Source organism: Pelomicrobium sp. P1, assembly GCF_052805615.1.
Genome location: NZ_JBRBEM010000018.1, coordinates 1 through 10282 on the forward strand (window position 1 = coordinate 1; position 10282 = coordinate 10282).

A 10282-nucleotide genomic window follows, 5' to 3' on the forward strand; every position below is an offset into this window, starting at 1 on the left:
AGGGCCGTGAAACGGCGCCGCGCCGATGATAGTGGGGGGCTATCCCCCGCGAAAGTAGGTCACCGCCAGGCACCCCCACAAAGCGCCGAAGGCCCCTCACGGGGCCTTCGGCATTTTGAGCCGGGGCTGCGGCTTTACACGTCTTGCCCTCCCTCCCTAAGCTTAAGCCCGGATATTTCACGAAGACGCCCTGAGATGATGCCGAAGTGCCGGGGGAGCAACGGTTGGGGATCATGAAGCCCCTGAGCTTGCCCGTGTTGCGCCTGATGGCGGACGGGCGCTTTCATTCCGGTGAAGCCATCGCCCGCGAGCTGGGCGTCTCCCGCGGCACGGTGTGGAACGCCCTGCGGGACATGGACGTACTGGGGATCCAGGTCCATCGAGTGCCGGGGCACGGATATCAGTTGGCCGAGCCGATCCAATGGCTCGACGAGGAGATCATCGAACGCCTGCTGGCTGAGGCCGGCGTGCCGCTTACGCTGCAGGTGCTCGATTGCGTGGCTTCCACCAACACCGAGCTGCTTGCCCGGGCGGCTCTGGGAGCGCCCCACGGCTTGACCCTTGCCGCCGAGGTGCAGACGGCTGGACGGGGACGGGCGGGGCGCCCCTGGTACGGGGTGCTGGGGGGCTCTCTCGCTTTCTCCTTGCTGTGGCGGTTCGAGCGCGGCGCCGGTGCGCTCGGAGGCTTGAGTCTGGCGGTGGGGCTGGCCATCGCCCTGGCCTTGGAGGGACAGGGCGCCCGGGGGATCGAGCTCAAGTGGCCGAACGACCTCTTGCATCGCGGCAGGAAGCTGGCCGGCATCCTGATCGAAGTGCAGGGGGACGCTCTGGGGCCGACCGCGGCGGTCATCGGCGTCGGCCTCAACCTGCAAGTGCCCGCCGACCTGGCGGTGCGGGCCGGGCAGCCGGTGGCCGGCCTGGCGTCGGTCCTGGGCTTCAGGCCTGATCGCAACCGGCTGCTGGCGGCCCTGCTGATCGAGCTCAACTCGACCCTCGAGCGATTCGCGGCGGAAGGGTTCGCGCCCCGGCGCCGCGAATGGGAGGCCCTGCACGCGTATCACCGCCGGCCGGTACGGGTGACGATGCCGGACGGCCGGGCCGAAGAGGGGATCGTCTGGGGCGTGGGAGAGGGGGGCGAGCTCATCCTGGACACGGGCCGAGGGCGCCGGCGGCTTGCCGCCGGGGAGGTGAGCTTGCGGCCCGCGGTCGATGGGGAGGGACGCCCTTGATTCTCGCCATCGACGCGGGCAACACCCGCATCAAATGGGGGCTGCACGATGGCAGGCGCTGGGCAGCCTTGGGGTCCGGAGCTACGACGGATGCGGCGGCGGTGCTCGGCGAGCTGCCGGGACGGTTCACGCGCCCGGAGCGGGTGGCCATTTGCAACGTCGCCGGGCCCGAGACCGGAACGGCGGCGAGCCGGCTCGCCGACCACTGGGGCGCGGCGCTGATCGAGATCCTCCCGCGGCCGTTCCAGTGCGGGGTGAGCAACGGCTATGCCGATCCGGGACAACTGGGGGCGGACCGCTGGGCCGCGGTGATCGCCGCCTGGCGGCGGCGGGGACGTGCCTGCCTGGTGGTGAACGCCGGCACCGCGATGACGGTGGACATGCTGGACGACGAGGGCCATTTTCGCGGCGGGATGATCGTTCCGGGGCACGCCCTCATGCGCCAAGCCCTGGCGGAGCGCTCCGCCGCCCTCGACCGGGGGCCGGGCCGATTCGATTGGTATCCGAAGAATACGGCCAACGCGGTCTACAGCGGGGCGCTGGTTGCCCTGGTGGGGGCGGTGGAACACGTGGCGGCCCGATTCGAGGAGGACCTGGGGGCACCGCCTTCGATCCTGCTGGCCGGCGGAGACGGGGAGCTGGTTCGCGCCCATTTGAGGCTGCCCGTGGAGATCGTCGAGCACCTGGTCCTGGAAGGCGTGGTGTGCATCGCCCAGGAGGAGGCCGGCCCATGAGGTCCTTGTTCTGGTGGCTCCTCGCCGCCAACTTGGCGCTGGCCGGCTATCTGGTGCTGGGGCCGTCCGGCGGGGGAGGGGAGCCGGAACTGCTCCAGCAACAGCTCCACCCGGAGAGAATCCGCATTCTTCCTGTGTCGTGAAACTCGCCCGGGCCCCTGGGGATTTACCCGGTTCGGGGTAAAGGGCGCGGGCGGTCAGGAAGGCGCCGGTCGCCTTGCGGCCCGTCAGCGCCGGCCGCGGATGCGGTCGATGATGGCGGTGGTTGAGCGGTGGAAGTGGAACGGGATGGAGACCACTCGCCCGCCCCAGCCCAAAACTTCCCGTGCCCCCACGATGCCTTCCACCGGCCAGTCGCCCCCTTTCACCAGGACCTCGGGGCGGAGCCGCAGGATCAGGGCAAGGGGCGTGTCCTCGTCGAACCAGGTCACCAGGTCCACGCAACCCAGGGCGGCGATCACCGCCATACGGTCTTCCAGCGGGTTGATGGGACGCTCGTCCCCCTTGCCCAGGCGTCGCACCGACTCGTCCGTATTCAAGGCGACCAGCAGGCTCGCGCCCAAGGACTTGGCCTCGGCCAGGTAGGTGACGTGGCCCCGGTGCAGCAGGTCGAAGCACCCGTTGGTGAACACCAGCGGGCGGGGCATGGCGGCAAGCCGGGAAGGGAGCTCGTCTGGCCGGCAGATCTTGGCCTCGAAGCCGGGCGGGGCGGCGGACATGGGGGGGCCTGCGGCCGCTTTCTCGGGTCAGTCCAGGTATTCGAACACCTTGACCACCTTCCGCACTCCCCCGGTGGTGCGGGCGATTTCCACCGCCTTTTCCGCCTCTTTCCGGGTGACCAGCCCCATGAGATAGACCACCCCGTTTTCGGTGGTGACGTTCACATGCAGGGGATTGAACACGCCGTTGTCCACGAAGCGGGCCTTGACCTTGGAGGTGATGTAGGTGTCGTTGGAGCGGGAGGCGAAAGAGCTCGGGTTGGCGATGGCAATCTCGTTGGTGATCGCGCGCACGTTCTCCACTCCGCGCACGATGTTCTCGATTTCCTGGCGCAGCTCTTCCGTCGGCGCCTCCCCCGTGAGCAGGACGTGGCGGTTGAAGCTAGTCACGCTGACGTGCACCCGGTTGCCGAGCTTCTGGCTAATGCGGTTGGCGGCCTTGAGCTCGATGGCCTGGTCTTCGACCTGCACGCCGGTGGTGCGCCGGTCCACGGCCGAGTAGGCGGCGACCCCCGCGCCGGTGGCGATCACCGCCGGCGCGCAGGCCGAGACCAGGGGCAGGACAAGGGCGACGAGGATGAGGTTTTTATGCATCGGTTACTCCACTCCCAGTAAAAGACAGTCGATGGCGTCGCACAGGCAATGCAGCGCCAGGATGTGAACCTCCTGGATGCGGGCGGTGCTCTGGCTCGGGACGCAAAGGTGGATGTCGGAAGGGCGCAGAAGTTCCGCCATCTTGCCCCCGGAGCGCCCGGTGAGGGCCACCACGGCCATGTTCCGCTCGTGGGCGGCCTTGATCGCTTCGATCACGTTGGGCGAGTTGCCGCTGGTGGAGATGGCGAGCAGGATGTCGCCCGCACGCCCGAGGGCGCGCACCTGCTTCGAGAACACCTCGACGAAAGCGTAATCGTTGGCGATCGAGGTGAGGGTGGAAGAATCGGTGGTGAGGGCCACCGCGGCCAGCGCCGGCCGCTCCATCTCGAAGCGGTTGAGCAGCTCCGCGGAGAAGTGCTGGGCGTCGGCCGCCGAGCCGCCGTTGCCGCAGGCGAGGATCTTGCCGTCTCGGGTCAGGCACTGGGCCATGCGCTCGGCGGCGGCGGCGATGGGCGCCGCCAGCGCGTGCACCGCTTCCAGCTTGAGCCGGGCGCTCTCGGTGAAGTGACCGTTGATGCGCTTGATCAGGTCCATGGGGGCAAAGTCATAGAAAGGGAAGGGAATGTCGTCCGGAGGCGGGGCGGCGGCTCGAGGCGCACTCCTTTACTCGCCGTCGAACGCCGCCCGTATCCACTGGGGCTCTCCTTCGCCGTCCATCAGCACCGCGTCGAAGCGGCACGCCGGCGCTTGCGGGAGGCGCGACAGGTAATGGCGCGCCGCCCGCACGAGCTTCTCGCGCTTGCGCCGGTCGATGCTGGCCGCCGCTCCGCCATAGCCCGGCCGGGCGCGCATGCGCACCTCCACGAAGATGAGCTGCGCGCCCTCGCGCATGATGAGGTCGATCTCGCCGAAGCGGCAACGGTAATTGGATTCCACCAGGGCGAGCCCTTGGCCCTCGAGCCAGCGCGCGGCGCGGCGCTCGGCGTCCCGGCCGCGGCCCAGGGTCATGGCAGCCTCCGCAGCACCCGCACCTGGCCGCCGTCGAACTGGGCGGGCAGGAGCAGGCGTTCGAACTGGCGCTCCTCGTTGAGCCGCAGCTCGCCGCAGACCCCGGTGAGGCGGAGGGTGCCGGGCTCGGGCAGGCGAGCGATTTCCAGCGACAGCCGGTAGGCGTCTATCCCCAAGGCGTAGAGGCGCTCCAGGTCCACGCTCACCGCGGGATTGGGCCGGGGATAGGCCATAACCCCAGGATGCCCGGGGGTGAGCAGCCAGGGCATGTCCACGAACTGCACGCCGTTCAAGTCGAAATTCCCCACCGGGTCGTTGGCGCGGGCGTAGACCAGGGACGTGGCGAAAACCGGCATGGCCGGGTCCAGATAGGGGCGGATCAGCCGGGCTTTGTCGTGCTCCAGGGCGAGGAAGACGATGCCGTCGGGGGCGGCTGCGTGGCGGCGCAGCGCAGCCCAGGCCTCGGGGCCGCCGGAAAGCGGGAAGAACTCGCCCGCCACCGAGCCGCCTGCGGCAAGCCAGGCCCGCACGAAGGCCTCGTGCACGCGCCGGGCGAGCCCCGTGTCGGCGCTGATCACGAAAGCCCTGGAGCGCTGCGGCGTGAAGGCGAGCTGCACCACCTGCCGGGCCTCGCTCTCCACGTTGAGCCCGAAGAAATAAAGCTCCCGAGGCAGGGAGACGCCGGGCGCGTCGATGGTGTTGAGCGCCAGGGTGGGCACGCTTACTAGGCCGCTCGCCGCGAGGGTCCCGACCCCGTCCCGGGTGAGGGGGCCCACCACCGTCGCCGCGCCGTTGCGGACCGCGTCTTCGTAGGCGGTGAGGATGCTGCCGGTGTCCGCTCGGGTGGGATACACGCGCACGGGAAAGGCCGCCTTCTTGTCACTTTCCGCCGCCACCAGGAAGCCCAGGCGCACCATTTCCGCCGCCGGGGCGAAGTCGGCGGACTTGAGGGGCAGCAGCAGCGCCACGTGGGCGACCGTGCCCCAAGCGCCTGCCTGTCCACCGCCGTCGGTGCCCGCCGTGGCCTGGAGGATGCGGGGGGCGTTCCAGGGCGTTTCGAAGAAGGGGCGATGTTCGTTGGCGGGGGCGGCGGGGTTGCCGTATAGTCCGAGGACGAGCGCAGCAAGGAGCAGGAACAGACGTTGCATTCGAAGGACGCCGAGCCCGCGAAAGGCACATTATATGTGGTGGCCACCCCCGTGGGAAATCTTCGCGACCTGAGCTTTCGAGCGCTCGACGTGCTGACCGCGGTGGAGGCGGTGGCCGCCGAGGACACGCGGGTGACCGCCCGGTTGCTTGCGCATTACGGCCTGTCGAAGCGCTTGCTCGCGCTTCACGAGCACAACGAGCGGCGGGCCGCGCAAACGGTCTTGAGCCTGCTCGAAGCCGGCCATTCGGTGGCGCTGGTGAGCGACGCGGGCACGCCCGCCGTGAGCGATCCCGGTGCGCACCTGGTGGCGCAGGCGCGCCGCAGCGGTTACCCGGTCGTTCCGGTGCCGGGGGCGAACGCCGCGGTGTGCGCCCTTTCCGCCGCCGGCCTCTCGGATGGGCCGTTCCTCTTTTACGGGTTTCTTCCCGCCCGGCCCAAGGCGCGCCGGGAAGCCCTGGCCGCCCTGGCCCCGCTTCCTTTTGCCATCGTGTTCTACGAGGCGCCCCACCGCATCGTGGCGAGCCTTCGGGCCATCGGGGAAGTCCTGGGCCAGGAGCGCCCCATCACCCTGGCCAAGGAGCTGACCAAGGTCCATGAGGCGTTTCGCGAGGGCGCCGCGGGGGAGCTCGCGGCCTGGCTCGAGGCCGATCCGGCTCGTGTGCGCGGGGAGTTCGTCCTCATCGTCCACGGACGCGGGCCTCGGGAGGAGCCTTCGGTTCCCCTGGACGCCGCGCGCCTTCTCGCGGCCCTGGTGGAAGAGCTGCCCTTGAGTCGGGCCGCCGCGGTGGCGGCCAAATTGACGGGGAGTGACCGGCAGGCCCTGTACGTCCAGGCGAGGGCCATGAAGCGGGGGCGGGAGGCGTAGCTGCACCAGCCGCTGTGGCCGGCCGGCGCTCGACCGCCCGCCGTATAATGGCGCCGTCCTGTCCTTCAGAATGCCCGTGGATCGCCTGACCCTCACCCGCCCGGACGACTGGCACCTGCATCTGCGGGACGGGCCGTCGCTCGCGGCGGTGCTGCCCCATACCGTGCGCCGCTTCGCCCGCGCCATCGTGATGCCCAACCTGCAGCCCCCTGTTACCACGGCGGCCCAGGCCCTCGCCTACCGGGCGCGGATCCTGGCGGCGTGCCCCCCGGGGGTCGATTTCACTCCCCTCATGACGCTTTATCTCACCGAGGCCACCCGCGCCTCGGACATCCGGGAGGCCCGGGAGAGCGCAGCGGTGTACGCAGTGAAGCTCTATCCCGCCGGCGCCACCACCCACTCGGAAGCGGGGGTGAGCGATGTGCGCCGCTGCGAGGAAGCGCTGGAGGAGATGGCTCGCCTCAACATGCCGCTGCTGGTGCACGGGGAAGTGACGGACCCGGCGGTGGACGTGTTCGACCGGGAGGCGGTCTTCATCGACCGGGTGCTGGCGCCCCTGGTGGAACGCCATCCTCGGCTCAAGGTGGTGCTGGAGCACATCACCACGGAGGAGGCGGTGCGCTTCGTGCGCCAGGCGCCCCCCCGGGTGGCGGCCACCATCACGGCCCATCACCTGCTCATGAACCGCAACCGGCTGTTCGAAGGAGGATTGAGGCCCCACCACTATTGCTTGCCGGTGCTCAAGCGCGAACGCCACCGGCAGGCGCTCATCGCCGCGGCCGTGAGCGGGGAGCCCAAGTTCTTTCTCGGCACGGACAGCGCCCCCCATTCCCGCCGGGCCAAGGAGGCGGCGTGCGGCTGCGCCGGGATCTACACGGCCCACGCCGCCCTGGAGCTTTACGCGGAGGCGTTCGAGGCGGCGGGGGCGCTGGAGAGGCTAGAAGCCTTCGCCAGTTTCCACGGGCCCGCGTTCTATGGGCTGCCCAGAAACCCGAGCACCCTCACCCTGGTGCGGGAGCCCTGGAGCGTGCCCGAGGCTTACCCCCTGGGCGATGATGCGGTCATTCCCTTGCGGGCCGGCGAGCGGATCGCCTGGCGCATCGCCGATTGAGCCGGCTTCGGGCCTGCCAATGGGCAGGCCCGGGTTTCTTCGAATTACGGGAAGGCGGGGAAGGTGGGCTCGACTCCGTGGTCGCTCGCCTCGGGATGGGTGCGATGGACCAGCTCCATGATCTCGTGGGTGCGGCGGAAGGGCACGTCCACGATCATCAGGACCTTGCCCGCTTCGATGTCCTTTTCGAAGGGCTTCAAGCGGGAGTTGGGCACCGCCGAGGCGGCCAGGCTCGCCACCCAGGCGCCGAAAAGGGCGCCGAGCAGGGCCGTCACCAGGATGGTCACGAGCTGCAGGGACACGCCTTCGGGCGGGAAGAAGACCACCACTAGGCCCCCGAGCACCCCCGCCACGCCACCGATGGCCATGCCAAGCTCGGCGCCGTGCACCAGGTCGGTTTTCTGGAATACCGTCGCCTCGGGCAAATCGGGCGGAAGGGTGCCCCGCTTGGCAAGGAAACGGATATGGCGCTCTTCGATCCTGGCAAGGAGCAGATCGTCCAGCATCTTGCGGGCGGATGCCACGTCCGGCAGCACGAAATAGAGCCGTCGTCTCATCGGTTGCCTCCTTGGACCGTGTTCCAACGATCGGGGCGCGCCCAACGGGCGCGCCGTTCCTACTTCTTGGCTAGTTAAGCCTACTCAATTAGTCAAGAATTCGGTGGTATCATTTCATGGGAAGCTGGCCAGGCAGCCGCTGCCTGGGGGTTCCATCCCCGGGGAGAGGAAAGTCCGGGCTCCATAGGGCAGGATGCCGGCTAATGGCCGGAGGCCGTGAGGCCATGGAAAGTGTCGCGACCCTCGCGATACTTCGGCGCAGACGAGCCTGTGGGTGGACGTGGGGAAAAGGCTGGAGCAGCCCTTTGACCCCGAAGGTCGGTGGAGGAGGCGCCTTGAAGCGCCTTCGGGCCGGCAGGCTTCGTTCAGGCCGGAGTGCAACAGAGAACAAACCGCCCAAGCGTGAACCGATCCACGCCGGCAAGGGTGAAACGGTGCGCGTCGTCTCGACGAGGCGCGGCGGCCGGCGCGAGCCGGCCGCGGGTAAGAGCCCACCGCGTCCGTGGTAACACGGACGGCACGGCAAACCCCATCCGGAGCAAGGCCAAATAGGGGGACTCGAGCGTGGCCCGCGCTGTCGTTCCCGGGTAGGCCGCTAGAGCGTCGGGGCAACCCGGCGCCTAGAGGAATGGCTGCCCAGGGAGGAATCCCTCCCTGACAGAACCCGGCTTATCGGCCAGCTTCTCCTTTCCTTTCTTTCGCCCGCGATGCCCTAAGCATCGGCCGCCCCCCCGGATCCTTTCTATCCGCTTCAAATGGCAAGGAAATCCCCGTCGTGCGGGCATCCCCGGCGCAGCTTTAAGTGTTTGTCGAAAAAACAGAAACCCAGGGTCTTGCGCTTGACCGGGTATCTTTTTTCTCCTATAGTGCGGAGAAGTGGGAGAAAGTGGCGGAATCTGGGAAAAAGTGGGAGATTTCGCCATGGCGCAAAGGGGATGTCATGTTCCGCGGGGTTGCCCAGCTCAGCCTGGACGGCAAAGGGAGGCTCGCCATGCCCGCCCGTTACCGGGAGAGCCTGCTCGCCCAGTGCGACGGCAAGCTGGTCATCACCGCGGATCCGAGCCGCTGTCTTCTGATCTATCCCCTTCCCGAGTGGGAGCCCATCGAGCGCAAGCTGAACGGCCTGTCCAGCTTCAACCCCAAGACGCGCACGCTGCAGCGCCTGCTCGTGGGTAACGCCAACGACGCCGAGTTGGACTCGGCTGGCCGTTTCCTCGTACCACCGCCGCTGCGCCAATTCGCCGGTCTGGACAAGAACGTGGTGCTAGTGGGCCAGGGGAACAAATTCGAGCTGTGGGACGCCCAGCAGTGGGATCGGTTGATGGAGGAGGCGCTGGCTTTCAAGGACGGCGGGATTCCGCCGGAGCTGGATGGATTCTCCCTGTGAGCGAGGCCCCGGTCCATCGCCCCGTCCTGGTGGACGAGGCGATGGAGGCGTTACGCATCCGGCCGGCGGGCGTCTACGTGGACGCCACCTTCGGCCGCGGGGGGCACAGCAGGGCCATCCTCGCCCGCCTGGGATCCGAAGGGCGCCTGATCGCCCTGGACCGGGACCCCGAGGCGGTGCGGGCCGCGAAGGCCTTCCCGGATCCCCGGCTGGAAGCGGTCCACAGCCGGTTCTCGCGCCTCGCGGAAGCGGCGCGGGCGCTGGGGGTGGAGCGGGTGGATGGGGTGCTCTTCGACTTGGGGGTCTCTTCGCCCCAGCTGGAAGACGCGGCCCGGGGATTCAGCTTCCGGCTGGAGGGACCCCTGGACATGCGCATGGATCCAGGGGAAGGCATGAGCGCGGGGCAGTGGCTCGCCCGGGCAACGGAACGAGAAATCGGGGAGGTGGTGAAGCGCTATGGCGAAGAACGGTTTGCTAAACAGATTGCAAGAGCGATTGTTGCGGCTCGAGCACGCAGGCCCATCGCGACGACCCGGGAGCTCGCGGCCATCGTGGCCCAGGCTGTCCGGACGCGGGAGCCCGGTCAGGACCCCGCGACGCGGACTTTTCAGGCTTTACGGATTTTCATCAATCAGGAGCTTGAGGAGCTGCCGTTAGCACTGGAGCAGGCCCTCGAGCTCCTCAATCCCGGAGGACGGTTGGTGGTGATCAGCTTCCATTCCCTCGAAGACCGGATCGTCAAGCGCTTCCTGCAGACCGTCGCGCGCCCCGGCGGGATCCCGGCGCGGCTGCCCCTGCGCGCCGACGAGCTGCCCGCCCCCCGGGCGCGCATCGTCGGTCGGCCAGTGCGACCGAGCCCGGCGGAAGTGGCGGCCAACCCCCGCGCCCGCAGCGCGATCCTGCGGACCGCCGAGCGCCTGGGATGACC

13 protein-coding genes and 1 other RNA gene are annotated in these 10282 nt (G+C 68.9%); 8 read left to right on the forward strand and 6 right to left on the reverse strand.

What is annotated here, in order from left to right; all coding sequences use genetic code 11:
- Nucleotides 1–233 precede the first annotated feature (233 nt).
- The 3 genes from ACUVYZ_RS15435 to ACUVYZ_RS15445 are packed head-to-tail and all read left to right on the forward strand — an operon-like array spanning nucleotide 234 to nucleotide 2106.
- Complete coding sequence (locus tag ACUVYZ_RS15435) at nucleotides 234–1229, forward strand: biotin--[acetyl-CoA-carboxylase] ligase (protein WP_439935336.1); 996 nt, start codon at nucleotides 234–236, stop codon at nucleotides 1227–1229.
- On the forward strand, nucleotides 1226–1963 hold the full coding sequence (locus ACUVYZ_RS15440; protein WP_439935337.1) for a type III pantothenate kinase: 738 nt from the start codon (nucleotides 1226–1228) through the stop codon (nucleotides 1961–1963). The genes ACUVYZ_RS15435 and ACUVYZ_RS15440 overlap by 4 nt, the downstream gene beginning before the upstream one ends.
- Nucleotides 1960–2106: a hypothetical protein gene (locus ACUVYZ_RS15445; RefSeq protein ID WP_439935338.1), complete on the forward strand. Its 147-nt coding sequence runs from the start codon at nucleotides 1960–1962 to the stop codon at nucleotides 2104–2106. The genes ACUVYZ_RS15440 and ACUVYZ_RS15445 overlap by 4 nt, the downstream gene beginning before the upstream one ends.
- Before the next feature lie 84 nt (nucleotides 2107–2190).
- Here ACUVYZ_RS15445 and rfaE2 read toward each other — a convergent pair whose 3' ends face one another.
- The 5 genes from rfaE2 to ACUVYZ_RS15470 all read right to left on the reverse strand — a co-directional run bounded on the left by rfaE2 (nucleotide 2191) and on the right by ACUVYZ_RS15470 (nucleotide 5432).
- Complete coding sequence (gene rfaE2, locus ACUVYZ_RS15450; RefSeq protein WP_439935339.1) at nucleotides 2191–2682, reverse strand: D-glycero-beta-D-manno-heptose 1-phosphate adenylyltransferase; 492 nt, start codon at nucleotides 2680–2682, stop codon at nucleotides 2191–2193.
- Nucleotides 2683–2709: 27 nt separating this feature from the next.
- Nucleotides 2710–3276, reverse strand: a complete 567-nt coding sequence (locus tag ACUVYZ_RS15455; protein ID WP_439935340.1) for a BON domain-containing protein — start codon at nucleotides 3274–3276, stop codon at nucleotides 2710–2712.
- Between the two features lie 3 nt (nucleotides 3277–3279).
- Nucleotides 3280–3870 carry a phosphoheptose isomerase gene (locus ACUVYZ_RS15460; protein ID WP_439935341.1) on the reverse strand — a complete coding sequence of 197 codons (591 nt, stop codon included), beginning with the start codon at nucleotides 3868–3870 and terminating at the stop codon, nucleotides 3280–3282.
- A gap of 69 nt (nucleotides 3871–3939) precedes the next feature.
- Nucleotides 3940–4284, reverse strand: a complete 345-nt coding sequence (locus ACUVYZ_RS15465; RefSeq protein WP_439935342.1) for a YraN family protein — start codon at nucleotides 4282–4284, stop codon at nucleotides 3940–3942.
- Nucleotides 4281–5432 carry a penicillin-binding protein activator gene (locus tag ACUVYZ_RS15470; protein WP_439935343.1) on the reverse strand — a complete coding sequence of 384 codons (1152 nt, stop codon included), beginning with the start codon at nucleotides 5430–5432 and terminating at the stop codon, nucleotides 4281–4283. Before ACUVYZ_RS15470 ends, ACUVYZ_RS15465 begins: the two co-directional genes overlap by 4 nt.
- Here ACUVYZ_RS15470 and rsmI point away from each other — a divergent pair.
- Together rsmI and pyrC are read left to right on the forward strand one after the other, a co-directional pair.
- Complete coding sequence (gene rsmI, locus ACUVYZ_RS15475; protein WP_439935344.1) at nucleotides 5427–6299, forward strand: 16S rRNA (cytidine(1402)-2'-O)-methyltransferase; 873 nt, start codon at nucleotides 5427–5429, stop codon at nucleotides 6297–6299. The two genes, ACUVYZ_RS15470 and rsmI, sit on opposite strands and share 6 nt — an antisense overlap.
- A gap of 70 nt (nucleotides 6300–6369) precedes the next feature.
- Nucleotides 6370–7410: a dihydroorotase gene (pyrC, locus tag ACUVYZ_RS15480; RefSeq protein ID WP_439935345.1), complete on the forward strand. Its 1041-nt coding sequence runs from the start codon at nucleotides 6370–6372 to the stop codon at nucleotides 7408–7410.
- A gap of 44 nt (nucleotides 7411–7454) precedes the next feature.
- On the opposite strand, the gene ACUVYZ_RS15485 is transcribed toward pyrC, so the two are convergent.
- The gene (locus ACUVYZ_RS15485) at nucleotides 7455–7967 is read right to left on the reverse strand and encodes a DUF1269 domain-containing protein (RefSeq protein WP_439935346.1); all 513 of its coding nucleotides are present in this window, start codon (nucleotides 7965–7967) and stop codon (nucleotides 7455–7457) included.
- Nucleotides 7968–8087: 120 nt separating this feature from the next.
- Here ACUVYZ_RS15485 and rnpB point away from each other — a divergent pair.
- The 3 genes from rnpB (at nucleotide 8088) to rsmH (ending at nucleotide 10280) form a co-directional block, all read left to right on the forward strand.
- Nucleotides 8088–8655, forward strand: an RNA gene (rnpB, locus tag ACUVYZ_RS15490) — RNase P RNA component class A.
- A gap of 252 nt (nucleotides 8656–8907) precedes the next feature.
- The gene (mraZ, locus tag ACUVYZ_RS15495; protein ID WP_439935347.1) at nucleotides 8908–9354 is read left to right on the forward strand and encodes a division/cell wall cluster transcriptional repressor MraZ; all 447 of its coding nucleotides are present in this window, start codon (nucleotides 8908–8910) and stop codon (nucleotides 9352–9354) included.
- Nucleotides 9351–10280 (forward strand): 16S rRNA (cytosine(1402)-N(4))-methyltransferase RsmH, encoded by a 930-nt coding sequence (gene rsmH / locus ACUVYZ_RS15500; RefSeq protein WP_439935348.1) that lies wholly within the window; start codon nucleotides 9351–9353, stop codon nucleotides 10278–10280. Before mraZ ends, rsmH begins: the two co-directional genes overlap by 4 nt.
- Nucleotides 10281–10282 lie beyond the last annotated feature (2 nt).

Excerpts from the sequence above, each read along its gene's own strand:
- ACUVYZ_RS15435 (WP_439935336.1), top strand. The coding sequence starts at position 234 with ATGAAGCCCCTGAGCTTGCCCGTGTTGCGCCTGATGGCGGACGGGCGC.
- ACUVYZ_RS15445 (WP_439935338.1), top strand. The coding sequence starts at position 1,960 with ATGAGGTCCTTGTTCTGGTGGCTCCTCGCCGCCAACTTGGCGCTGGCC.
- rfaE2 (WP_439935339.1), bottom strand. The coding sequence starts at position 2,682 with ATGTCCGCCGCCCCGCCCGGCTTCGAGGCCAAGATCTGCCGGCCAGAC.
- ACUVYZ_RS15455 (WP_439935340.1), bottom strand. The coding sequence starts at position 3,276 with ATGCATAAAAACCTCATCCTCGTCGCCCTTGTCCTGCCCCTGGTCTCG.
- ACUVYZ_RS15460 (WP_439935341.1), bottom strand. The coding sequence starts at position 3,870 with ATGGACCTGATCAAGCGCATCAACGGTCACTTCACCGAGAGCGCCCGG.
- ACUVYZ_RS15465 (WP_439935342.1), bottom strand. The coding sequence starts at position 4,284 with ATGACCCTGGGCCGCGGCCGGGACGCCGAGCGCCGCGCCGCGCGCTGG.
- ACUVYZ_RS15470 (WP_439935343.1), bottom strand. The coding sequence starts at position 5,432 with ATGCAACGTCTGTTCCTGCTCCTTGCTGCGCTCGTCCTCGGACTATAC.
- pyrC (WP_439935345.1), top strand. The coding sequence starts at position 6,370 with ATGCCCGTGGATCGCCTGACCCTCACCCGCCCGGACGACTGGCACCTG.
- ACUVYZ_RS15485 (WP_439935346.1), bottom strand. The coding sequence starts at position 7,967 with ATGAGACGACGGCTCTATTTCGTGCTGCCGGACGTGGCATCCGCCCGC.
- mraZ (WP_439935347.1), top strand. The coding sequence starts at position 8,908 with ATGTTCCGCGGGGTTGCCCAGCTCAGCCTGGACGGCAAAGGGAGGCTC.